Origin of the sequence: Stenotrophomonas sp. DDT-1, from assembly GCF_001580555.1 — a bacterium.
GTDB classification, from domain to species: domain Bacteria; phylum Pseudomonadota; class Gammaproteobacteria; order Xanthomonadales; family Xanthomonadaceae; genus Stenotrophomonas; species Stenotrophomonas sepilia.
The window spans coordinates 1-21,578 of the sequence record NZ_LEKR01000013.1 but is presented as its reverse complement, the minus strand read 5'-3'; the positions used below and the strand labels follow the sequence as shown (position 1 = coordinate 21,578).

The 21,578-nt window shown below is 64.8% G+C and carries 23 protein-coding genes and 2 pseudogenes; 9 read left to right on the top strand and 16 right to left on the bottom strand.

Annotation, left to right across the window (positions count from 1 at the left end):
• Positions 1–26: 26 nt before the first annotated feature.
• Together AB839_RS08850 and AB839_RS08845 are read right to left on the bottom strand one after the other, a co-directional pair.
• Positions 27–536 carry a DUF1249 domain-containing protein gene (locus tag AB839_RS08850; protein ID WP_032954273.1) on the bottom strand — a complete coding sequence of 170 codons (510 nt, stop codon included), beginning with the start codon at positions 534–536 and terminating at the stop codon, positions 27–29.
• A 176-nt stretch (positions 537–712) separates the two neighbouring features.
• Entirely contained in the window at positions 713–1,534 is an 822-nt protein-coding gene (locus AB839_RS08845; RefSeq protein ID WP_005417170.1) for a pyruvate, water dikinase regulatory protein, read from the bottom strand.
• Positions 1,535–1,678: 144 nt separating this feature from the next.
• On the opposite strand from AB839_RS08845, the gene ppsA reads away from it, so the two are divergent.
• Together ppsA and AB839_RS08835 are read left to right on the top strand one after the other, a co-directional pair.
• The gene (ppsA, locus tag AB839_RS08840; protein ID WP_061479058.1) at positions 1,679–4,057 is read left to right on the top strand and encodes a phosphoenolpyruvate synthase; all 2,379 of its coding nucleotides are present in this window, start codon (positions 1,679–1,681) and stop codon (positions 4,055–4,057) included.
• A 145-nt stretch (positions 4,058–4,202) separates the two neighbouring features.
• A complete protein-coding gene (locus AB839_RS08835) occupies positions 4,203–5,096 on the top strand; it encodes a mechanosensitive ion channel domain-containing protein (RefSeq protein ID WP_049435556.1) in 894 nt (297 codons plus the stop codon).
• An 89-nt stretch (positions 5,097–5,185) separates the two neighbouring features.
• Here the strand turns inward: AB839_RS08835 and AB839_RS08830 are convergent, their stop codons facing one another.
• From AB839_RS08830 to AB839_RS08810, 5 genes are all read right to left on the bottom strand, one after another.
• Positions 5,186–6,301: an alkene reductase gene (locus AB839_RS08830; protein ID WP_061479057.1), complete on the bottom strand. Its 1,116-nt coding sequence runs from the start codon at positions 6,299–6,301 to the stop codon at positions 5,186–5,188.
• Between the two features lie 139 nt (positions 6,302–6,440).
• Positions 6,441–7,316, bottom strand: coding sequence for an EcsC family protein (locus AB839_RS08825; protein WP_061479056.1), 876 nt, complete (start codon positions 7,314–7,316; stop codon positions 6,441–6,443).
• A gap of 143 nt (positions 7,317–7,459) precedes the next feature.
• A complete protein-coding gene (orn, locus tag AB839_RS08820) occupies positions 7,460–8,032 on the bottom strand; it encodes an oligoribonuclease (RefSeq protein ID WP_061479055.1) in 573 nt (190 codons plus the stop codon).
• Positions 8,033–8,106: 74 nt separating this feature from the next.
• The gene (gene tadA / locus AB839_RS08815; RefSeq protein WP_058981408.1) at positions 8,107–8,631 is read right to left on the bottom strand and encodes a tRNA adenosine(34) deaminase TadA; all 525 of its coding nucleotides are present in this window, start codon (positions 8,629–8,631) and stop codon (positions 8,107–8,109) included.
• Positions 8,632–8,706: 75 nt separating this feature from the next.
• The gene (locus tag AB839_RS08810; RefSeq protein WP_061479054.1) at positions 8,707–9,066 is read right to left on the bottom strand and encodes a helix-turn-helix domain-containing protein; all 360 of its coding nucleotides are present in this window, start codon (positions 9,064–9,066) and stop codon (positions 8,707–8,709) included.
• Between the two features lie 78 nt (positions 9,067–9,144).
• Between AB839_RS08810 and AB839_RS08805 the strand changes: the two genes are divergently transcribed.
• The 3 genes from AB839_RS08805 (at position 9,145) to AB839_RS21710 (ending at position 10,635) form a co-directional block, all read left to right on the top strand.
• The gene (locus AB839_RS08805; protein WP_061479053.1) at positions 9,145–9,912 is read left to right on the top strand and encodes an NAD(P)H-dependent oxidoreductase; all 768 of its coding nucleotides are present in this window, start codon (positions 9,145–9,147) and stop codon (positions 9,910–9,912) included.
• 68 nt (positions 9,913–9,980) lie between these two features.
• On the top strand, positions 9,981–10,418 hold the full coding sequence (locus AB839_RS08800; protein WP_061479052.1) for an acetyltransferase: 438 nt from the start codon (positions 9,981–9,983) through the stop codon (positions 10,416–10,418).
• Positions 10,419–10,476: 58 nt separating this feature from the next.
• On the top strand, positions 10,477–10,635 hold the full coding sequence (locus AB839_RS21710; RefSeq protein WP_197467675.1) for a hypothetical protein: 159 nt from the start codon (positions 10,477–10,479) through the stop codon (positions 10,633–10,635).
• 70 nt (positions 10,636–10,705) lie between these two features.
• Here AB839_RS21710 and AB839_RS08795 read toward each other — a convergent pair whose 3' ends face one another.
• The gene (locus tag AB839_RS08795) at positions 10,706–11,212 is read right to left on the bottom strand and encodes an N-acetyltransferase (RefSeq protein WP_010484888.1); all 507 of its coding nucleotides are present in this window, start codon (positions 11,210–11,212) and stop codon (positions 10,706–10,708) included.
• 259 nt (positions 11,213–11,471) lie between these two features.
• Between AB839_RS08795 and AB839_RS08790 the strand changes: the two genes are divergently transcribed.
• The 3 genes from AB839_RS08790 to AB839_RS08780 are packed head-to-tail and all read left to right on the top strand — an operon-like array spanning position 11,472 to position 14,162.
• Entirely contained in the window at positions 11,472–12,143 is a 672-nt protein-coding gene (locus AB839_RS08790; RefSeq protein WP_082783315.1) for a hypothetical protein, read from the top strand.
• A gap of 43 nt (positions 12,144–12,186) precedes the next feature.
• Positions 12,187–12,840: a hypothetical protein gene (locus AB839_RS08785; RefSeq protein ID WP_061479051.1), complete on the top strand. Its 654-nt coding sequence runs from the start codon at positions 12,187–12,189 to the stop codon at positions 12,838–12,840.
• On the top strand, positions 12,837–14,162 hold the full coding sequence (locus AB839_RS08780; RefSeq protein ID WP_061479050.1) for an XVIPCD domain-containing protein: 1,326 nt from the start codon (positions 12,837–12,839) through the stop codon (positions 14,160–14,162). The genes AB839_RS08785 and AB839_RS08780 overlap by 4 nt, the downstream gene beginning before the upstream one ends.
• 52 nt (positions 14,163–14,214) lie before the next feature.
• On the opposite strand, the gene AB839_RS08775 is transcribed toward AB839_RS08780, so the two are convergent.
• The 3 genes from AB839_RS08775 to AB839_RS08765 form a co-directional block, all read right to left on the bottom strand.
• A complete protein-coding gene (locus AB839_RS08775; RefSeq protein WP_241776758.1) occupies positions 14,215–15,429 on the bottom strand; it encodes a hypothetical protein in 1,215 nt (404 codons plus the stop codon).
• A 151-nt stretch (positions 15,430–15,580) separates the two neighbouring features.
• On the bottom strand, positions 15,581–16,588 hold the full coding sequence (locus AB839_RS08770) for an XVIPCD domain-containing protein (RefSeq protein WP_005417198.1): 1,008 nt from the start codon (positions 16,586–16,588) through the stop codon (positions 15,581–15,583).
• Between the two features lie 57 nt (positions 16,589–16,645).
• The gene (locus AB839_RS08765; protein ID WP_032954278.1) at positions 16,646–17,182 is read right to left on the bottom strand and encodes a hypothetical protein; all 537 of its coding nucleotides are present in this window, start codon (positions 17,180–17,182) and stop codon (positions 16,646–16,648) included.
• Between the two features lie 411 nt (positions 17,183–17,593).
• On the opposite strand from AB839_RS08765, the pseudogene AB839_RS21085 reads away from it, so the two are divergent.
• Positions 17,594–18,063, top strand: a pseudogene (locus AB839_RS21085) (DDE-type integrase/transposase/recombinase); the annotation flags it as partial.
• Between the two features lie 114 nt (positions 18,064–18,177).
• Here the strand turns inward: AB839_RS21085 and AB839_RS22030 are convergent.
• From AB839_RS22030 to AB839_RS08745, 5 genes and pseudogenes are all read right to left on the bottom strand, one after another.
• Positions 18,178–18,663: a DUF4189 domain-containing protein gene (locus tag AB839_RS22030; protein ID WP_082783319.1), complete on the bottom strand. Its 486-nt coding sequence runs from the start codon at positions 18,661–18,663 to the stop codon at positions 18,178–18,180.
• 78 nt (positions 18,664–18,741) lie between these two features.
• Positions 18,742–19,614 (bottom strand): annotated as a pseudogene (locus AB839_RS08755) (type IV secretion system protein); the annotation flags it as partial.
• A 342-nt stretch (positions 19,615–19,956) separates the two neighbouring features.
• Complete coding sequence (locus AB839_RS21075) at positions 19,957–20,463, bottom strand: DUF4189 domain-containing protein (protein WP_082783318.1); 507 nt, start codon at positions 20,461–20,463, stop codon at positions 19,957–19,959.
• Positions 20,464–20,756: 293 nt separating this feature from the next.
• Positions 20,757–20,993: a hypothetical protein gene (locus AB839_RS21885; RefSeq protein ID WP_241776757.1), complete on the bottom strand. Its 237-nt coding sequence runs from the start codon at positions 20,991–20,993 to the stop codon at positions 20,757–20,759.
• 211 nt (positions 20,994–21,204) lie between these two features.
• Positions 21,205–21,513: a DUF4189 domain-containing protein gene (locus tag AB839_RS08745; RefSeq protein WP_275045200.1), complete on the bottom strand. Its 309-nt coding sequence runs from the start codon at positions 21,511–21,513 to the stop codon at positions 21,205–21,207.
• Positions 21,514–21,578: the final 65 nt, after the last annotated feature.

Genomic DNA, 21,578 nt, shown 5'->3' with positions numbered 1-21,578 from the left:
GCAGGTCAGCCCTGGATTATGGCCGATCAGCGCACCAGCGACAGGCGGCGCTCGGCAGGCGCACCGGCGCCATCGGGGTCACGGCGCAGCGTTGCGACGCCGTGGCCGCGCTCGGCCAGGTATTCCAGCCACTTGCCGAGGAAGGTGTTCATCCGCATCCGGTGGCTGATCAATTCCGCCGGTGGCGGGTACAGGCCCATGGTGTCCTGCCAGCGGCGGCCGACGTAGCAATGGGTGGTCTCGGCCTGGCGCGCGTCACGGTACAGGCGAACATAGGCCGAAGGATCCGGCTCGCCGGTGACCGGGTCGGCAATGTCGTAGGTCAGCCGCAGTTCCACCGTATAGCGGTGGCACTCGATCACGTCCAGGCGGACATCCAGGCCGTCGCCGATCGAGGAAATGTAGCTGCCCGCCGCCAGTCCCGCCGGTTCGAACAGGCGCACCAGATGGCGGTAGTTTTCCGCGTACAGGCCCATGAGCCAGCTCAGCCGGCTCAGGCGGGGAATGCGTTCGGTACGGGGCAAGGCTCGGGCCATGGGTCGATCCTACACGTTGGTGCTTCAACGTGGGGGCGCCTCGAGCCACAGCCAACCCGACGACGACGATCCCCTGCAGGGCCGAGCCCACGCTCGGCTGCGCTTCGGCCAGAACCCGGTGGCCCAGCCGAGCGTGGGCTCGGCTCCACGGGCGCAGCCAGGTGCGCCGGAAAGGATCAATACAGCTCGCGCTGCAGCCCCAATGTGGCCAGCACCTTGCTGGAAATCTCCTCGATCGAGGTGTGGGTGGTGCTCAGGGTCGGGATCCGCTCCATGCGGAACATGGTCTCGGCCGCGGCCACCTCGCGCTTGCAGGTGTCCAGGTTGGCGTAGCGCGAGTTCGGGCGGCGCTCCTGGCGGATCTGCTGCAGGCGGTCCGGATCGATGGTCAACCCGAACAGCTTGCGCCGGTAGTTGCGAAGGCGCGGCGGCAGGCGGTCGCTTTCCAGGTCCTCGTCGGTCAACGGGTAGTTGGCCGCGCGCACCCCGTAATGCAGGGCCAGGTAGATGCAGGTGGGCGTCTTGCCAGCGCGCGACACCGCTACCAGGATCACGTCGGCATCGTCGTAGTTCACCGCGATACCGTCATCGTGGGTCAGGGCGAAGTTCATCGCGTTGATGCGGCGGTGGTAGGTGTCGAAATCGACCATGCCGTGGGCCTGGCCGACCCGGGCCAGGCGCGGGCTGGCCAGTTCGCGCTCCAGCGGCTCGATGAACGGCGCGAACACATCCAGCATCAGGGCACCGCTGTCGGCCAGGATCAGGCTCAGGCTCTGGTCCACGCAGGAGTTCACCACGATCGGCCGGACCTGGTACCGCTCCCCCGCCGCCTGGATCCGGGCGCAGGCTTCACGCGCTTTTTCAGGGTCGTCGACAAACGACATCCGATCGGTAATGAAGCTGAACCCGGAGAACTGGGTCAGCAGGCTATGCCCAATGGTTTCAGCGGTGATACCGGTTCCATCGGAAACGTAGAACACCGGACGGATGGTCGACATGCGCGCTTTTACCCCCTACGAAGCCTAAAAAGGCCGCCAGCACAAGCTTGTGCCGACGGTGCTCTGCCCGGCATCATATCGGCTTCTTCCTACGGACGCGGCCACTCAGCCCGCCTCGGGCGATGGCCAAACGGAGCATCGCGCTTGAACGAGAACATCCTGTGGTTGCACGAACTGCGTCTGGCCGATCTGGCCCGCGTAGGCGGCAAGAATTCGTCCCTGGGCGAGATGATCGGCAACCTGGCCGGTCTGGGCGTTTCGGTGCCGGGCGGTTATGCCACCACCGCTGAAGCCTTCAAGGACTTCATCGCGCACAACGATCTGTCCAAGCGCATCTTCGACAGGCTGGCCACGCTGGACGTCGAGGACGTCAACGCGCTGACCGCCGCCGGCAAGGAAATCCGCGGCTGGGTAATCGACGCCCCGCTGCAGCCGCAGCTGGACCAGGACATCCGCACCGCCTACGCCAAGCTGAGCGCCGACAACGGCGGCGGCGACGTGGCCGTGGCCGTGCGTTCGTCGGCCACCGCCGAGGATCTGCCGGATGCCTCCTTCGCCGGCCAGCAGGAAACCTTCCTCAACGTGACCGGTGCCGACGACGTCGTGCACAAGGTCAAGGAAGTGTTCGCCTCGCTGTACAACGACCGCGCCATCGCCTACCGCGTGCACCACGGCTTCAAGCATGAGGACGTGTTCCTGTCCGCCGGCGTGCAGCTGATGGTGCGTTCGGGCGTCGGCTCCTCCGGCGTGCTGTTCACCCTGGACACCGAGTCCGGCTTCCGCGACGTGGTGTTCGTCACCTCCTCGTTCGGCCTGGGCGAGATGGTCGTGCAGGGCGCGGTCAATCCGGACGAATACTACGTCTACAAGCCCACCCTGCAGGCCGGCAAGCCGGCGATCCTGCGCCGCTCGCTCGGCAGCAAGGCGATCCGCATGGTGTATTCGGATGTCCCCGGTGAGCGCGTCCGTATCGAAGACACCCCGGCCGAACTGCGCACCACCTTCTCGATCAGCGACGAGGACGTGCAGGAACTGGCCAAGCAGGCGCTGGTCATCGAAAAGCACTACGGCCGCCCGATGGACATCGAGTGGGCCAAGGACGGTGTCAGCGGCAAGCTGTTCATCGTGCAGGCGCGCCCGGAAACGGTGAAGTCGCGCAGCCACGCCACCCAGATCGAGCGCTTCGCGCTGACCGAGAAGGGCGGCAAGGTGCTGGCCGAGGGCCGCGCCGTCGGCGCCAAGATCGGTTCGGGCGTGGCCCGCGTGGTGAAGACGCTGGACGACATGAACCGCGTGCAGCCGGGCGACGTGCTGATCGCCGACATGACCGATCCCGATTGGGAACCGGTGATGAAGCGCGCCTCGGCCATCGTCACCAACCGCGGTGGCCGCACCTGCCACGCCGCGATCATCGCGCGCGAGCTGGGCGTGCCGGCCGTGGTCGGTTCGGGCAACGCGACCCAGGTCATCGAGGATGGCCAGCTGGTCACCGTCAGCTGCGCTGAAGGTGATACCGGCTTCATCTACGAAGGCAAGCTCGGCTTTGAGCGCACCACCACCGATCTGGGCAACATGCCGCCGGCGCCGCTGAAGATCATGATGAACGTGGCCAACCCGGAACGTGCCTTCGACTTCGGCCAGCTGCCGAACGCCGGCATCGGCCTGGCCCGCCTGGAAATGATCATCGCCAGCCACATCGGCATCCATCCGAATGCGCTGCTGGAATACGACCGCCAGGACGCCGCGACCAAGAAGAAGATCGACGAGAAGATCGCCGGCTATGGTGACCCGGTCAGCTTCTACGTCGACCGCCTGGCCGAAGGCATTGCCACCCTCACCGCCTCGGTCGCCCCGAACGCCGTGATCGTGCGCCTGTCGGACTTCAAGTCCAACGAGTACGCCAACCTGATCGGCGGCAGCAACTACGAGCCGCACGAAGAGAACCCGATGATCGGCTTCCGCGGCGCCAGCCGTTATGTCGACCCGAGCTTCTCGGCCGCCTTCGCGCTGGAGTGCAAGGCCGTGCTGCGCGTGCGCAACGAAATGGGCCTGGACAACCTGTGGGTCATGATTCCGTTCGTGCGCACCCTGGAAGAAGGCCGCAAGGTCATCGAGGTGCTGGAACAGAACGGCCTGAAGCAGGGCGAGAACGGCCTGAAGATCATCATGATGTGCGAAGTGCCGTCCAACGCACTGCTCGCCGATGAATTCCTGGAGATCTTCGACGGCTTCTCGATCGGCTCCAACGACCTGACCCAGCTCAGCCTGGGCCTAGACCGCGACTCGTCGATCGTCGCGCACCTGTTCGACGAACGTAACCCGGCGGTGAAGAAGCTGCTGTCGATGGCGATCAAGTCGGCACGTGCCAAGGGCAAGTACGTCGGCATCTGCGGCCAGGGCCCGTCCGATCACCCGGATCTGGCCGAATGGCTGATGCAGGAAGGCATCGAGTCGGTGTCGCTGAACCCGGATACCGTGGTTGATACCTGGCTGCGCCTGGCCAAGCTGAAGGCCAACGGCTGATGCCGTGATGGGCTGACGTTGCTTTCATCGACGTCCGCCCATACTGCTGCTGCACGCAAGCCCCGCCTCTGCGGGGCTTGCTGTTTCTGGCGTCCACGCACGCCCTGCCCCACGCAGACATCGCTACGCAGCAAAGGACTTCCGCATGATCGCCGCCGCACCTCCCGCCCCCGCCGCAACGCCCTGGTTCCACTCGCTCAACTGGGAGCGCCTGCTGGAAACCTACGGTGTGCCGTTACTGGCCGCCATCGTGGTGCTGCTGGTGGGCCTGTGGGTGGCGCGTCGCCTGTCCAACGCGATGCCGCGCGCCACAGCGCGCATGGGCGTGGACCCGATGCTGGGCAGTTTCCTGCGCAACGTGGTGTACGCCGCGTCGCTGGTGATCGTGGTGGTGCTGGCCATCGGCACGTTGGGCGTGCAGATCACGCCGCTGCTGGCCGTGCTCGGCACCGCCGGCCTGGCCGTTGGCCTTGCCCTGAAGGATTCGCTGTCCAACATCGCCTCGGGCGTGATGCTGGTGACACTGCGGCCGTTCCGCGTCGGCGACGTGGTCACCGTTGCCGGACAGACCGGCACGGTGCGCGAAGTGCGCATTTTCCAGACCGTCATCACCGGTGCCGACAACCAGCACACCACCATTCCGAACACGCTGATCACCGCCGCACCGATCATCAACCTGACCGCCGAGCCGACCCGCCGCGTCGAACTGGTGATCGGCATCGGCTACGAGGACAACATCCAGCTGGCACGCGACACCGCGCTGGCGCTGATGAAGGCGGACCCGCGCGTGCTGCAGACGCCGGCACCGGACGTGGTGGTGTACGAGTTGGGGGCGCACGCGATCAACCTCGGCATCCGCTGCTACGTGAAGTCGGCCGACTGGTTCGGCACCAAGGTCACGCTGCTGGAGCAGCTCAAGCTGGGCTTTGACAAGGCCGGCATCAACATCCCGTACCCGCAGCAGGACATGCACCTGTACCTGCATGGAAAGGATGGCGGTGTGGTCGAGGCGGACGCGCTGGTGCGCGACAAGCCCTGATCCATGCCGGCAGTGCCGACCAACGGTCGGCACCCACCCATCGGCGATACGACATTGAAATGCCGGCCAGCGGCCGGCAGCCTTCAGGATCAGGCCGCGACGCTCTCTTCCAGCGTCGGGTAATCGGTGAAGCCGACCGCCCCGCCACCGAAGAACGTCGCACGATCCGGCGGATTCAGTTCCGCACCCAGGCGCAGGCGCTCAGGCAGATCCGGGTTGGCGATGAACGGCCGGCCGAAGCCAATCAGGTCGGCCCAGCCTTCGGCCAGTGCCTGCTCGGCACGCTCGGCGGTGTACTTGCCGGCGTAGATCAGCGTACCCGGGTAGACCATGCGCAGCGCCTGCTTGAACGCCACCGGCATCAGCGGTGCGTCGTCCCAGTCGGCCTCGGCGATGTGCAGGTAACCGACGCCGAGCTCGCCCAGCAGATGCGCGGCGGCCAGATAGGTCGCCTGCGGCGTATCGTCTACCGCGCCCTGCAAGGTGGTCAGTGGCGCCAGGCGCACGCCGACGCGGTCACCACCGACCACCGCAACCACCGCCTGCACCACCTCGCGCAGGAAACGCAGGCGGTTCTGCAACGCGCCGCCATAGCCGTCGGTGCGCTGGTTGGCCTGCGAGTCGATGAACTGGTTGATCAGGTAGCCATTGGCACCGTGCAACTCCACGCCATCGAAGCCTGCGTCCAGCGCGTTGCGCGCGGCCTGGGCGTAGTCGGCGACGATCCCCGGAATCTCGTCTTCGCGCAGCGCGCGCGGCATCGAATGCTGGATCATTTCGCCTACCCCGGCTTCGGGGCCTGCCCCGGTCGGGTCGACGAACACCTTCACGCCTTCCGCCAACAACGCCGACGACGACACCGGCGCGGCGCCGCCCGGCTGCAGCGCCACGTGCGAGACCCGGCCGACATGCCACAGCTGGGCGTAGATGCGACCGCCGGCAGCGTGCACGGCATCGGTCACCCGGCGCCAGCCCTTCACCTGGTCCGGGCTATGGATGCCCGGGGTCCAGGCATAGCCCTGGCCTTGAGGGCTGATCTGGGTGCCTTCGCTGACGATCAGGCCGGCGCTGGCGCGCTGCGCGTAATACGTGGCCATTTCGGCAGTGGGCACGTTGCCGGCCGACGAGCGCGAGCGGGTCATCGGCGGCATCACGATGCGGTTGGGCAGCGTCAGTGCGCCCAGATGATGAGGAGTGAACAACATGGCGGCGATCTCTTGCGGGAGGAGTGCCACCAAGAATGGGGATGGCGCCCGCCAGGCAACAGGCACGCACTGGCAAAACAGTTGTTCCCCCACGGCAAGGATCACCCGGTACGAGGGCTCATCCACGCACAGCGTGTATCTACTCCACCCTTGGCTCGATCTTTACCGCACCGTGTGCCACGCGGTCATAGCAGGTGCGCACCACATCTTCCCCGTACTTCAACTCCAGCCGGCGCACGATGAAGTGACCTCGCGCCATGTCCTGGTAGTAGTCGGTGAACATGGTGTTCAGCGCTGCACCCGCGGCGGCACCAACGACCGGCACCGCCTGCGCGGCGAACTTCTCGGTAACGACCACGCCAAAGCGCGCCGCCACCTTCTCCACCATCTTCGCCAGCAGCTTGCCGGCTTCCTTCGGCGCCACGCCCAGCGTCAGGTCGCGGCCGGTCACCACCCGCCCGGCCAGCTCGGCCGACAGGTGGCGCATCACATCGGTGGTGAAGCCGCGGGCCAGGTAATAGCCCGTCTCGCTGGCGTCATCACTCGGCGAGTTGCCGCCCAGCGCGAACACCTCCAGGCACGCCTGGCGGGTGCTGAACTCGGACAGGTCAAACCCCTCGCTGCGGGCGACGTCGGCCACCGCACGCATCATGATCGTGGTCGACACCGGCAACTCGATGAGCAAGGCGGCAAAGCCGAAGGCGCCGCCGACCGCACCGGAGGTGGCTGCCGCCAATTTGTGCCAGCGGGTCGACGCTCCCTTGCCGGGCGAGTTGTCCATGCTCCACAGGGCTGCCTGCGCCGACTTGGACAGCGCCGCCTGCACCGCACCGTGGATGCGGTTGGAGACCGAGCTGGGCAGCGCCTTCACCGCGAACTCCAGCGGCGTACCGACCAGGTTGGCCATCCGCGCGGTCAGGGTCGGCGCTTCCAGCAGGGCCACCGCGCGCTGCAGGTCGGACCAGTCGCGTGCGTCATGGGCGATGTCGCGGGGGAGCAGGATGGGCTCGTTCATGGCGCCGATCTTAGCGCCCGGAAGTTGAACGGTTCGTCGCGGGTCACGCCAGAAGGGGCGGATCCGGCGCCTTGCCGGTCAGCGGCCGGCACTACCCGTTGGCGTGTCACCCGGTAGCGCCGGGCCATGCCCGACGGCGTCGTTCAGGCAGCCGGCAGGCCCGACAGCGCGCCCATGAACTGGCGGTAGTGGCGCAGCTCGGCGATTGAATCGTGTACATCGCTCAGCGCGGTATGGTTGCTGTTCTTGCCGAAGCCGGCGGCCACGCTCGGCGCCCAGCGCTTGGCCAGTTCCTTCACCGTGGACACGTCCAGGTTGCGGTAGTGGAAGTACTTCTCCAGCCTCGGCATCTGGCGGTGCAGGAAGCGGCGATCCTGGCAGATCGAGTTGCCGCACATCGGCGAAAGGCCGGCCGGGATCCACTGCGCCAGGAAGTTCACCGTCTGCGCCTCGGCCTGGCCCAGGGTGGTGGTGCTGTCCACCACGCGCTGCCACAGGCCCGAACGACGGTGCTGGTTGCGGTTCCACTCATCCATCGCTTCCAGCGTTTCCAGCGGATGGTGGATGGCGAATTCCGGCCCTTCGGCCAGCACGTTCAGCTGGGCATCGGTGACCACGGTGGCGATCTCGATGATCGAATCGTTGTCGGTATCCAACCCGGTCATTTCCAGGTCGATCCAGATCAGTCGCTCGTTGGCCGCGCCGTTGTCCGCCATGTGTCGCCTCGTTGCTGGGCAGGCGCGCGGCCTACCGGTGAAGGAAAGAGGCGCCCATCATACCCGTTCGCCCCTCAGCCCTCGCCGGCGTGGTCTTCCAGCAGCAGCGGCGGTTTGCCGCGCTTGGCGCGGAAATAATTGGTCAGGCGCATGCTGGCCTCCTTGGCCAGCACCCCACCGTGGATCTCCACCCGGTGGTTGTGGCGGGCATCGCCGAGCAGATCGAACACGCTGCCGCAGGCACCGGTCTTGGGGTCGCTGGCGCCGTAGACCAAGCGAGCAACGCGTGCATGCACAATCGCCATCGCGCACATCGCGCAGGGTTCGAGGGTCACGTACAGGGTGCTGCCGAGCAGCCGATGATTGGCCAGCCGCGTGCCGCCGGCGCGCATGGCCACGATCTCGGCATGCGCACTGGGATCGTGCGAGGCGATGTTGAGGTTCCAGCCCTCGCCCAGCAGCTGGCCATCGGCGCCCACCAGTACCGCACCAACGGGGATCTCGTCGTACTCGCGCTGCGCACGCTCGGCCAGCGCCAGCGCATGGCGCATCCAGTGTTCATCGGCGTCGTGCACCGGTACACCCAGGGCATCGGTCATGGCGGTTCTCGCGTGTGTGCAGGGCCAGGATGGCCGCCGGGGCCGCATTGTACGCCCGCGGCCGTGCAGGCGGCGCTAGCGTGCGTCGAAGCGCTCGCGGGCGGCGTCCAGTGCCGGGAAGTTGTGCTCGGCCCAACGGTCCAGAGCGGACAGCGTGTCAACCAGGCCACGCGCGACTTCGGTCAGCCGGTACTCCACATGCAGTGGCTTTTTGCCCAGCTCACACCGCTCGACCAGGCCATTGCGCTCCAGCTGCCGCAGGGTCTGGGTCAACACCTTCTGCGAGATGCCTTCGATCTTCCGCAGCAGCGCGCCATTGCGCAGCGGCCCCTGCGCCAGTGCCGGCAACAGCAGCATCACCCACTTGCCGGAGATCAGCGCCAGCGCATCACGTGCCGAACAATCGGCGGCATAGACATCGCCCGGACAGGCCATGGTTACCTCAAGGTGCGTAATTGCCGGGGCACTCCGGCATCGCGAGGATGGTCGCACACTCCACCAACACCTCGCCCCATGCGCGCCCTGATCCTGCTTGCCCATCCCGAACCCCGCTCGTTCAACGCCTACCTGGCCGCGCAGGCCGCCGAACAGCTGCGCCATGACGCCCTGCAGGTGGACGTGGTCGACCTGTATGCGGAAGGCTTCGATCCACTGGAAGCGGCCCATCATCATTCAAGGCGCCTGCAGCCCGAGCGCTTCGATGCCCAGCGCGAACAACGCCACAGCGCCGAACTGGAGCAGTTACCCGCCGATGTGCGACGTCACCTGCACCTGCTGCGGGTCGCAGACCTGGTGATCCTGCAGTTCCCGCTGTGGTGGTTCGCGGCGCCAGCCATCCTCAAGGGCTGGCTGGACCGCGTGCTGGTATATGGGCCGATGTACAACAGCCGTCAGCGCCACGAACATGGCGTGATGCAGGGCAAGCGTGCATTGCTGAGCGTCACCACCGGTTCATCGGCACGGGCATGCGCGGTGGACGGCCGCGAAGGCGACACCCGATTGCTGCTGTGGCCGTTGATGTACAGCCTGCGCTACGTCGGCTTCGAGGTGATGGAGCCATGCGTGGTGCATGGCGTGCGTTCCGGGCTTGCAGCGGAACGCGTGCAGGCCCACGACGAAGCACTGGTTGCAGCCACCCTCTCCTACCGCGAGCGACTGACGCACTGGCGGCAGTGGCCAATCGTGCCCTTCAACGACAGCGATGACTTCGAGGATGGGGTGGTGCTGCGCGCGGACGCGATCGCGCACAGCCCCTTCATCCGCCACCGCGACGCGGGATGAATCTTCGCCTGCATGCGCTACCGGAAAGCCTCATACTTCGCACTCTTCCGAAGCACCTTGGTGAACCCATGACCACCCTGCGCCCCTCTCGCGCCGACGACGGCGCCGCCCTTGTCGACCTCTGGCGTCGCGCCGTCGACGCCACCCACGACTTCCTCAGTGCCGAAGACCGCCAGGCCATCGATGCCGAAGTGGCCGGTTTCCTGCCGCAGGCGCCGATGACCGTTGCTGTCGATGCACAGGATCGGCCGCTGGGCTTCATGCTGATCGACGGCACGCACATGGAAGCGCTGTTCATCGATCCCGAGGTACGTGGCACCGGGATCGGCCGGCAACTGCTGCAACATGCACTTGCCCAGCATCCGCAGCTGAGCACTGACGTCAACGAACAGAACGCACAGGCCGTCGGCTTCTACCTGCGCATGGGCTTCGTCGAAACCGGACGTTCACCGCTGGATTCGCAGGGCCGCCCGTATCCGCTCATCCATCTTCGGCATAACGGCTGACATCCGTCGGCAGCGGCCACGTGCTAGCGTGGCTGCTTTCGACCAAGGAACGCCGTGCATGGATGGTGCAAAAGCCCTGCTGACCCTGTTTGCGCTGGGCATCAGCCTGGTCTGGATCCTGGTGCCGTTCGCCATCTTCGCCGTGCGTAACCTACTGCGTGAGGTACTGGTCGAGCAGCGCCGTACCAACGAACTGCTTGAACACATCGGCGGCTAACGCATTCCGAAGCCGCAACCCGAACCGACCGTCTGGCGGGCGCCCTGAGCCGGAACGTGCCAGGCCCGGATCAGGCCGTCGCCTCGAAGGCCGGAGAGTACTGCACCTCGCCCTGTGCCAGCGGAGGCTGCAGGCAAAGTGCCTGGAAGTACTCTGCAGGCACACCCGGCAGGACCAGGCCCGGCTCGGCACGGAAGCCGAAGCGACCGTAATAGGCCGGCTCGCCCAGCAATACACAGCCATGTGCACCCTGCTGACGCAGTGCTTCAAGTGCGGCGTGCATCAGGGCCGCACCGATGCCCTGCCCCTGCCACGCGGGTAAAACCGAGATCGGCCCCAGGCCGAACCAGCCCGTGCTGCCATCGCTGATCGTCACCGGCGACACCGCCACATGACCGATCACCTTCCCGTCCATCTCGGCCACCAGCGAAACGCTCAGCTGCCCGCGGGCGCGCAGGGCGTCGACGATGAACTGCTCGGTATGGCTGCTGTGCGCAGCATCCCGGAATGCGGCCTCGGTGAGCGCACGGAGGGTGGCATGATCATCAATGGCTTCGGCACGGATGGTGTAGTTCATGGCGTAATGTTCGCTTGCGTGAGCATTGGGTGAATTTGCGACCTTTGTCACAAATTGGCGGCGGAATGTCGAGCGCGAGGCGCAATCGCCCCGCGAACCTCGAATCGCCCGTGCCGCAATCGATTCGGCGACACCACCGAACGCTGAATGCGTCAAAATTCCGTCGCAGACGCCCTGCCGTCGCTGGCGTCAGGTTTCCAGAACACTCCATAATCGATAAACCTGTCACCAAGGAAGGATATATGGACACGGACGCACGATGCAGGATGCCGCCATGGATGTAGCCATGCCGACACGCAAGGGACGCCATCTGGTACCGATGGGCCTCTTGCTGGCACTGACGGCCTGCTCGCCCTACGCGGACGCAGAGCGTGACGTTGCCGCAGGTGGACGCGGCCTGGCCAAGCTCAACCCGTCACCGCAGCAGGGCTACGAGCTGGTACTGACACTGAAGGATGCCCCTGGTCCCTTCGCGGTCGTCGAGGGCGTTGCCCAGTACGACGTCAGCAACCACAAGGACTGCGGCCGGGTCCTGAGGGCGACCGGTACCGCCAGCCGTATTACCAGCCAGGAGCCCGTCACCCTGCACAAGGTCAGCGAGAACGAGTACCGCGGTACGTTCTACCTGGACCGCATGCTGGATGAGGACTACTACGGGCGCGGCGCCTGCGTTTGGACGCTGACGGGCGTCGGTGCGATGTTGCGCGCCACGACCAGCAAGGCGGATACGCGATTCCTGACGTTCGTCGACAAGAAGCGCATGGAGAACGACTCGCCTCTGACGCTTTATTACCCGAACCTTGTCTATCCGCGCGCCGACACTGTCGCCAATTTTGGTGCCAGTGGCGAGGAAGCTCCGTCGGGGTACAGCGAAGATCTGCGCGACGCGCTGTTCTCAACCACCACCACTGTGCAGAAGCTCACGCCATGAGCTGCCAGTGCCTCATTCACCCCTATCCCCAAGGAGGCCGACATTGCGCCACAAGATGATTCCGTGCCTTGCTCTGCTTCTGTTGACCGCCTGCCATCCGGAGACCGCCATGAACCAGGAACGTGCCGCTGCTGAAGCCGATGTCGCCCAGGGTGGGCGCGGCCTCGCCAAGCTCAACCCCAGCCCGCGCAAGGCCTATGAACTGGTGCTGCGCCTGAAGGACGCCCCCGGTGATTTCGCGGTGGTCGAAGCCGTCGCGCAGTACGACGTCACCAACGAAGACCAGTGTGGCTATATCGAGCCGGCCACCGGCACGGCTGCACGGATTACCAGCCAGGAACCGGTGGAACTGCGCAAGGTCGCTGATGGCGAGTACCGCGGCACGCTGTATGTGGACCGCATGCTGGATGAAGACTACTACGGCCGCGGCGTGTGCAGGTGGGAGTTCACTGGCGCTGGGGCGATGTTGAAGGCGACGGGCGCTGAAGAAGAGACCCGCTTCCTGACTTTCGTCAAGGCCGAACCGCTGACTGAAGGCAAGACCCACACGCTTTACTATCCGGACGCAGCCTATCCGCGGGCACCACTTGCTGCCAACTATCCGGCCACCGGCAAGGCTGACCCGGCTGACTACGTTGCTGAACTTCAGGGCAAGTTGTTCACGATGAGTCTCAGCGCCAGCGAGGTTACCCCATGACCATCAGCACGCAGGATTATGCGGCGCTTTCCGACGATGCCTACAAGGATCGCGCTGTCGGCCGGAGGCGTCCGGGGGAAGAAGAGCTCGTCACGATCAACGGGCATGAATACAAGATTCTCGATCACGTCAATAATCGGCTCAATGGTTACCAAGGCACGGTTTATCAGCGAGCCGACACCAACGAGATCGTGGTCGCTCATCGCGGCACCGAGCAGATAGCTCGTGATGCCATCCTGACCGACGGCGGCATGGTCGTCGCCCGCACCAATGTGCAAGCGCCCGATGCCATTGCTTTGACCAAGAGTGCACTGGATTACGCGAAGCAGGACGCCGCCTTTGGAGGCCGTGCTCCTGAGGTCACCGTCACCGGCCACTCCCTCGGCGGCGCTCTGGCCCAGATCACCTCGCACCATTTCAACGTCAAGGGCGAAACCTTCAACGCCTATGGCGCGGTCAGCCTCAGCTACCGCATCCCGGAAGGCGGCAACACCATGATCAACCATGTCATGGCCTCCGATCCGGTCAGCGCGGCGTCGCCGCACTTCGGCCAGGTACGCATCTACGCCAGGCCGAATGAAATCAGCACGCTCGCCGCGAACGGTTTCAGCAATCACTCGTTGCGCGCCCTTATCCCCGACCGGCCGATCATCGCCGCAGGCAGCTCGTTCGGCGCGCACAAGCTGGGCAACTTCCTCGGTGACGGCTCGGTGCTGCAGCACCCGGAAACGCAGAAGCTGGCAAAGGACAACGCCAGGATGATCGAGGAGTACCGCGACGACGTTGAATCACTGCGCCGTGGTGTCACCCGCGCGGTGCGGGGCATTCCGGGCGGCGCCGTCGATCTGTACGACCACATCCGCGGCCCGTTGCAGCCCGGTGAACCGGCACGCCGCGAAGCGGAGAAGAACGGCCATCACACCAGCATGCTGCGCATGGACGATGCCAACCATGTGGGCAACCCGCTGTTCAACGACGCGATCCGTGGCGTGCACGCGCAGGACGTCCGCGTCGGCCGGGTACCGGACGTAATGAGCACGCAACTGGCCGGCAGCCTGGCCGCCGAAATGCACGCGGCGGGCGGCAAGCGCATCGACGAAGTGGTCATGAATGCCGATGCCTCGCGCAGCTTCGCCGTGCAGGGCCAGGGCGGCGATCCCGCCCACCTTCGCGTGTCGGTGGATACGGCAGTGGCGATGAACACCCCACTGGAACAGAGCAGCCAGCGCATCGACCAGCAGGCCGCAGGCCAGCGGCTTGCGCTGGAGCGCGACCAACAGCTGGAACAGCAGCAGCATCAGACCCGCAGCCTGCAGGCCTGATGCAGCGCGGGAGCCGGTCAGCCCGGCTCCCGCATCACTTCGAGACTCAGGCTCAGGGGCTGGATGCTGCCAGTGGCACGGATGCTCCGGCCGTCACGAACAGATCGGGCCCGGAATCCGGGAATCCGCCACAGGCGCGATCACCGGGTGCCACCGGGTCACAGGGCCACTGCGCCCGCGCGACTTTGTCGCGCAGTTCGAAGCGATCACCGGTCCAGACCACGAACGCGATGTGCTCACGGTTCCAGTCGCTGTAGGCGCGCGGACCGCCCTTCTGCACTGTCTCCGGGTACTGCACGAACCAGCGCATCGCCGGGCCATACTGCAATTTGCTGTGGTCCAGGCTGATCCGTCCCTCACGCGACAGCTGCCGCGCACGATCCGCTTCCGTCTGCTGCGGCATGATCGGCATGGCATCAGCGGTCACATCCCGCGGCGCCGCATCGCCGCGGACCTGGTACAGACGCTGGGCCACATAAGCCTCGCGGCAATCACCTGCGGGTACGCGGACCGGCTCCGCGCCGTACTCATCCCGGTTGGCAACCTGGTCGCTGCAGGTGAACGGCGCCGACACCAGATAGAACGTGCTGTCGGCGTCGCGCCCTTCCAGCGAACGCACCCAGATGTCGCCCATCCGCACGATGAAGTCCGGGCGCTGGCCGTAGCCCGGCACAGCCTTGAACCAGGCCTTCTGCCGCACCTCACGCTCGCGCCAGCTGCGCGGCAGGTGGATATCCTGCACGGGCAGCGCGACCAGCAACGCGGCCAGATGCGCCGGCATCGTGCCCTGGCAGGCGCCAATCAGCAGGTCGCCCTGGGTCGCCAGTCGCCCGGCCAGATCCACCGGGCAGCGAGCACCGAGCGCCCGCTCGGTCGCCTGCTCGGGCGGCAACGGCACGATGGCCAATGCGGGCGGAGCGGGTGCTACCGCCGGAACGGTTGGCTCGACGACGGCAGGCGGTGCAGCCACAGGCGCCGCCGCTGCGGGCGCAACGGGCGCCGGCGCCGGGTCCGCAGCCGGCACCGGCTGCGCGTCCACCACGGGTGCCGCAGGGGGTATCACGGCAGCCGACACCTCGGGCGTCGGCGCCACGACAACGGCGTCGGCCGCCGCGGGCGCGGCAACGGGCGCCGCCTCTGCAGGCGCCTCAACGGTAGCCTCGGCAGCGGGGGGCGTCTCCACCACAGGTGCCGCTGCCTCCTGAGCCTGTGCCGCGCCCGCGACAAGTCCAAGTGACAACAGCCAGAGCGGCGGCAGGCAGCGCACGGATGCAGTGCAGCGGGCAGCGGCGTGCCGGGTATTCGAGGGAACGATTCGCATGTGGTGTCCTTACGAGTGGGTTTCCATGTCGGCGCCACAGGGCGCCACGCGTCGTACGTAAAGCGCCTGCGGGCACTCTGCCCGCCGGCATCAGGTGCTACAGGGATCGAGAGCGCTGCTCCTGCTCGCGGGCGAGCGCGGCCGCGGGGTCCTGCTGGGCGACACTGGCGGCCAACTGCTGGCTGCTCTGCGCCAGCGGCTGCTGCGCCGCCTGTTCGCGCTCGACCGAAGCGCGCAGCATGGCCGGGTCACCCAGCGCGCCCTGCACGGCAAACAACGTGCGGCCGTCGTTGCCAGCCAGGAGATGATCGATGCGCGACATCCCCGCCTTCTGCGCGCTCAGCGCCAGTGCGCCGGCAGCATTGTCCAGTTCCTGCACGCTGCGCAGACCGCTTTGTGGTCCCATCTGCTGCAGATGGTGGCGGGCGCCCTGGAACAGGGCATGCCCCGGCGCGCCAGGCTGCGACATGTCGCGCACGGTGGCCTGCTGGGCCGGCGCCCCGACTTCGCCCCGCTCCAGCCGCGCCATCACATCAGGCGTCAGCTTCTGCTGCCACACCTCGAATCGCTGCTGGCGGGCCTCGATGCCGTTCAGGCCACCATTGATCGCGCGCGTCGCTTCGCGCACGTCCTCGCGCGCCGCTTCCGGCACCCGCGTCTGCCACTGCCACACGGCAATGCGGCCTGCGTGCTCGGGCTGCGCGGCCAGTTCCGGGTGATTTACCAGGTCCAGATCCAGCGCCTTGCCGGCACGCTCGTAATTCTCCTTGCCGACCAGAGGCAGATAGCCACGGCCGTGATACTTCAGCGCATCGCCAGGCGCGTCATTGCCCATACGCCCGCCATACATCAGTTCGGCCAGGTTCTCCGGCCGCCCACGCAGCGCCTCCTGGCGCGCGCTCTCAAGCGCACCATTGCCATTGCGCCACGCCGCTTCCACCGGGATCTGCGAGATACCCCGGGTGAAGTTGAAACTTTCATTGAGCCGGCTCAGGCCACGGGACTCGTGCCCAGCCTGCGCCATGAAGTTGGCCAGTTCCCGGGACGAGGTCATGCCGGCCTCCGTGGCCTGCCGCAACAGCTGCGACTCCCTATCCTGCGACACGGTGAAACTCCTGCTCGATCATCGTTGGGTACTCCCGCCTCCTCACCGGCATGGCACTCAGGGCAAGCTGACGTCGGCGACGACGGACGGATCGAAATCCTCGAACCGCACCCGGCCAAGTTCGGCGGCCGAGAAGTCACGCGTATGGGTGGCTTCGGTCTCGGTGTCGACCACCCTGCGCTGCACGCCATGCACCCAGCACGCCTGCTCGGCAGGTGCATACCGGAACGTGTAGACGCTGCTCCAGCGTTCGCGACTGCCGCCGTTGGTGATCACACTGAACGCACCATCCTCGATGGTCACGTACGCGAAGGGATCGCCGGCAATGCCTCCCCGGGTGGAACACGGCACCAGCTTGTCGTTGCGCGCCGCCAACTGCCATCGACCCGTGGCGTCGCCCAGCAGCAGCAACAGCACCCGGTTGGGACCGTGCTCGCCGGGCAGCAAGCCCTCCGGAGGAGGTTGGTCGATCACCAGCAGCTGGTCCTGGAAACCATTGCCCGTCAGATCACCGCGCACGGCTTCCAGCAGGTTCGCGCCGGACGGAACGAACGCCAGGGCATTGTCCATGTGTACGCCACTCCCCTTCTCCATCCCCTGCAACTCCTTCAATCCCGTCCTGCCAGTTCCCGAGCGGAGGCCGGAAACGGGGCGATGCCTCGCACGTGTCCTGCGGCCGCCATGGCGGATGATAGCCCCGAGCCCACGGCAACCGCGATGGTGGCAAGCGTCACCCGCACCGCGGGGGAACACAGTCCTCATGGACGGAAAAGCTCCTGCGTTCGATGGCACCGGCGCGCCGGGATTTTGACGCGCACGCAGCTTACTTCGAGGAGGCAGCGCTCGTCGAAGGGGGCTTGGGACGAAAAGCGCACTTGATCACATAAAAAGCGCGGTTAACGTGAATGGATGCCTACCCACCCCTGCTGTCGGGCACCGCGCTGGAGTGTGCCCGGGCGTTCAAAACCGGGGGGACGTCGTCCTTCCGCTAAGACTGGTAGTGCGCAGGCACGGCGCAAGCGCGAGCGCGTCGCGGTCGAACGCTGCCCGTTGCACGCCCCTTCCGGTCCGAACCACAACTGGTCGATGGACTTCGTGTTCGACGCCCTGGCCAACGGCAGGCCGATCAAGTGTCTGACTGTGGTCGACGACTGCACCAAGGAGGCCGTGGAGATCGCGGTCGCCCGCCGCATCAACGGGCAGGGCGTGGCCGACATCCTGGAAACGGTGTGCCACTTCCGCGGCTATCCGGCCATGATCCGGACCGATCAGGGGCGGAGTTCACCGGACGAGCTCTCGACCAGTGGGCCAAGGCGACGATCTCTGCTTGGCGACGCGATTACAACGAAGTACGCCCGCACAACTCGCTAGGCAAGAGCGCCCCCACCGAGTTCGCCGCCTTACTCCGCGAGCATGGATCCCTTGCAACCACGAACCCGGGCGATAAGCTCACAACCACGGACTCTACGAAGTAGACCTTGGCCCTAACGCAGGGGGCAGGTCAAATTGAGTTGACAAGCGAAACATGAGAGCAGGTAAACCTAAATTCTTCCAGCAATTGCAACTTGCGGCGCCTCACTGACTACCACTCAGAACGACTGGAATTCCGGTTCGCTGCATGCCGAGTAGATCACCTTACAACCTTCACTGCCGCGCTTAGTGCAAAGCCCCATCGCCAATGAAGTCGCGGCAGAGACAGATTCAGCGCGTCCAAACGTGGAACCGCCGAATGCGCTAGTTCGGGGAGAGACCAGCGCGACGCATTGATTCTTGTAAGTCTGAGTAACCTTGCAATCCGATGCCCCGTGCTGACTACAATTGGCCAAGGCCTCATTTGAGGCGTCAGCCTTTCTCACTTTTCCGACTGACACACCGACGTCACCATTGGAAGCCATGGCAATCGCGCCCCAAGTCTTATTCCAGCGTCCTGTTTGGATAGGGCCCGTCTGACCCGATCCCGCGTCCCCTCCCGGGATCGGCGCACACCCACCAACACCCTGACCTCCGATTGGATACTGGCCTGGCGGGCAACGCCCTTCAGCACCAGCAACGGGCGGGAAGCCAAGAAATAGCATGCAAGCTGCAGCGCCGAAGATAAGCGCACATCGGCGGCCAAGTATCGAGACCATATCGTTAGACCCTCAAACTTCCCATCAGCCGTTGTTCTTTGCGAGACCAAGACGCCCCGAGTCCACCACCGCCGAACCCGGCGATGAACTACCGCCAGTCACTCGCGAACCAACAACCTGCTTGGTAGTGGCACCATGTGTCCCGCCCTTCTCTGGAGCCGGAGGCGTGTAGTAACTACCCGGCGGCTGCCCATTCGGGCCCGGCGCCTGCGCCACCGGGCTGCCACCTATCTGCGAATATGCCATGAAGCTGCCCAAGGTGCCCTGGAAGAACATGGCCGCCATTGGGGGCGCAGTCAGGATCAAGGTCGTCAGGATCAATCCCATGCCGCCCTGCTGCATCGCCTGACTGGTCATACCGTCACTGGATGCGCCCATGAGCGGGAACTTGTTCACAAGCGCCGTCATCCAGAACGAGGCCGACACGCGGATCACCATGTCCAGCGCGATCGAGACCATCGCCGCCAGTACCGCCATGGAGAACATGGTTCCAATACCGTAGAACAGCCATCGCTGGAACAGCTGCTTGGTCTGGTCGAACAGAAGGCACAGAATGAACAGTGGTCCCAAGCCGATGAACAGGGCCATGGCGACCTCATACAGCAGCAACATGGAACCTGCCGTCACCGCAGGGCCACCCGTGCCCAGGCCGATGAACCACATCGCGCGGGTCTTGTCAGCCTGCAGCTCGGGATCATTGAGAATCTTGATCCCATCGATGCTGGACAACGCCACCTGCATCCAGGCAAGGCTCTTGTCGATCTGCGCCTCGGGCTTCTCGTCCTTGCCGGTCACAACGTGCGTGATCAGCCCCTTCACGTCTTCCGTCAGGAATTCATGGAGGTCGCGACCGAACATGCCCATGCTCGTCGCCACAACAGTCGAGATCAGGCCGGCCTACGTCTCTTGAATCACCGGGGCTATCATTGATGAGCCGATATCACATCAGCACTTCCCACGAACTGAGCCCAAGCTTACCAATTCAATTCGCGCTCAGCGTATACGCGCGCCATCAAAAACACACGCATAGGATTGCACGCGGAGTAGCCGTACAGCCTGACGAAGTTGGAGGCTATTCGCGACATCATGTTGAGGAGCCCAACTGAATTAAGCCACCTCAAATAAACGGACGTCACTTAAATCTAGCAGCAAAGCGCACCGCCCGTCAGCTCCAGACTCCACCTGCCAAGTAGGAATACTTGCAAGCCAGCCTCAAAATTCGCTCACACTGAAATTCCACTAGTACTCCTGAAAAATCGGATCAGAGCATGCGGAATAAAATACTTTACACCCTGCGCTTCCCCGCTTTGTGCATTCATCCATTGCAAGCTTCGTGGCGAGAGCCTCCGTCTCGGCCCGCCACGTCACCGCTCCTCCTCTTTCGAGACTCGAAGGGGTAACCATTGCAGCGCATTGGTTTTTGTAGGACATCGTCACTCGGCAATCACTAGCGCCTCCGCGGGCACACTGCGAAATAGCTTCTTTTTCTGCAGCGCCTTTCGAACTCTGACCCGTTGATGCACCGGCATCACCGCTCGGAGCAGTGGCAATAGCTCCCCAAGTTTTCAACCAGCGGCCTGTTGGCCTAGGCGCCGCCGTTGCATTCGCCCCACTGTCCCCGCCCGGAATCGGTGCACACCCCCCCACGCCCTGCCCACCAATGGGATATTGTCCGGGCGGGCAACGACCTTCTGCGCTAGCGGACGGAGCATCCACCAAGAAGAGGATCAACAGCAAAGACAGCATCGAGGCGTACGCTGCTACCAGTTGCTTCGCCCTGAATTCATTCGCTGCACGCATCACAATCACCTTGGCTCTATCTCGGTTTATTGCCAATCCCCATCCTGCCTGGATCATGCTCGGGCGTGGAGTTAGAAGGACCGGTGAACATCTTTGTTGGAGCACCAACTGCATTAGCGCCTTCACTTCCCTTGCTCGTCGAAGGCTTATCCGGCGTGTAGTAGCTACCCGGCGGCTGCCCGCTCCAGCCAGGCGCCTGTGCCACCGGGCTGCCACCTATCTGCGAATATGCCATGAAGCTACCCAAGGTGCCCTGGAAGAACATGGCCGCCATTGGGGGGCGCAGTCAGAATCAAGGTCGTCAGGATCAATACCATGCCGCCCTGCTGCATCGCCTGACTGGTCATACCGTCACTGGACGCGCCCATGAGCGGGAACTTGTTCACAAGCGCTGTCATCCAGAACGAGGCCGACACGCGGATCACCATGTCCAGCGCGATAGATACCATCGCCGCAAGAACCACCATCGAGAACATGGTGCCTATGCCGTAGAACAACTACCTTTGAACAACTGCTTGGCCTAAGCAAACAGCAGACAGAAGATGCACAGGGACCACAGGACGAAGAACGAGGCCCAAAGCGACCTCGTACAGCAAACGCTCTGAATGTTGGTTTGGTCAATATTCGCTAACAAGCCGTAATGCGACCTCTAACAACTCATGCCTGTAGGCCCCGCTCGCACTTCGCTCAGTAAGACTTGAAGAGCGGCTCAGTGCAGTCGGTATAGAGCACCTTGCATTGCCCAATGCTCTCCTTACTGCACGCAGCCAGCACATTCTGGGTTGCACTTTCGCGCGATGCTCCCGTGTTCGTCCTTACCTTCCGTCCTTCCTGCGCGGTCGCGTAGGCAACGCACTGGTTCTTGTAAGTTGTCAGGACTTTGCAGTCGGTCGCCCCATACTGCGCACATCGCTCTTGGGCTTCTGTCTCGGCTGCCGACTTATCCTTATGACCCTTGGATGCCCCCATGTCACCGGACGCAGGTGACAGAGAGATGGCACCCCACGTCTTGATCCAACGGCCGTCGGGCCTGGGCGCAGATGTGCCGCTCTCCCCCCCCC

Bases quoted from the DNA above. Each gene is read 5' to 3' on its own strand.
- AB839_RS08850 (WP_032954273.1), bottom strand. From the start codon at position 536: ATGGCCCGAGCCTTGCCCCGTACCGAACGCATTCCCCGCCTGAGCCGG.
- AB839_RS08845 (WP_005417170.1), bottom strand. From the start codon at position 1,534: ATGTCGACCATCCGTCCGGTGTTCTACGTTTCCGATGGAACCGGTATC.
- AB839_RS08835 (WP_049435556.1), top strand. From the start codon at position 4,203: ATGATCGCCGCCGCACCTCCCGCCCCCGCCGCAACGCCCTGGTTCCAC.
- AB839_RS08830 (WP_061479057.1), bottom strand. From the start codon at position 6,301: ATGTTGTTCACTCCTCATCATCTGGGCGCACTGACGCTGCCCAACCGC.
- AB839_RS08825 (WP_061479056.1), bottom strand. From the start codon at position 7,316: ATGAACGAGCCCATCCTGCTCCCCCGCGACATCGCCCATGACGCACGC.
- orn (WP_061479055.1), bottom strand. From the start codon at position 8,032: ATGGCGGACAACGGCGCGGCCAACGAGCGACTGATCTGGATCGACCTG.
- tadA (WP_058981408.1), bottom strand. From the start codon at position 8,631: ATGACCGATGCCCTGGGTGTACCGGTGCACGACGCCGATGAACACTGG.
- AB839_RS08810 (WP_061479054.1), bottom strand. From the start codon at position 9,066: ATGGCCTGTCCGGGCGATGTCTATGCCGCCGATTGTTCGGCACGTGAT.
- AB839_RS08805 (WP_061479053.1), top strand. From the start codon at position 9,145: ATGCGCGCCCTGATCCTGCTTGCCCATCCCGAACCCCGCTCGTTCAAC.
- AB839_RS08800 (WP_061479052.1), top strand. From the start codon at position 9,981: ATGACCACCCTGCGCCCCTCTCGCGCCGACGACGGCGCCGCCCTTGTC.
- AB839_RS21710 (WP_197467675.1), top strand. From the start codon at position 10,477: ATGGATGGTGCAAAAGCCCTGCTGACCCTGTTTGCGCTGGGCATCAGC.
- AB839_RS08795 (WP_010484888.1), bottom strand. From the start codon at position 11,212: ATGAACTACACCATCCGTGCCGAAGCCATTGATGATCATGCCACCCTC.
- AB839_RS08790 (WP_082783315.1), top strand. From the start codon at position 11,472: ATGCAGGATGCCGCCATGGATGTAGCCATGCCGACACGCAAGGGACGC.
- AB839_RS08780 (WP_061479050.1), top strand. From the start codon at position 12,837: ATGACCATCAGCACGCAGGATTATGCGGCGCTTTCCGACGATGCCTAC.
- AB839_RS08765 (WP_032954278.1), bottom strand. From the start codon at position 17,182: ATGGAGAAGGGGAGTGGCGTACACATGGACAATGCCCTGGCGTTCGTT.
- AB839_RS22030 (WP_082783319.1), bottom strand. From the start codon at position 18,663: ATGCTATTTCTTGGCTTCCCGCCCGTTGCTGGTGCTGAAGGGCGTTGC.
- AB839_RS21075 (WP_082783318.1), bottom strand. From the start codon at position 20,463: ATGCTGTCTTTGCTGTTGATCCTCTTCTTGGTGGATGCTCCGTCCGCT.
- AB839_RS21885 (WP_241776757.1), bottom strand. From the start codon at position 20,993: ATGTTCTCGATGGTGGTTCTTGCGGCGATGGTATCTATCGCGCTGGAC.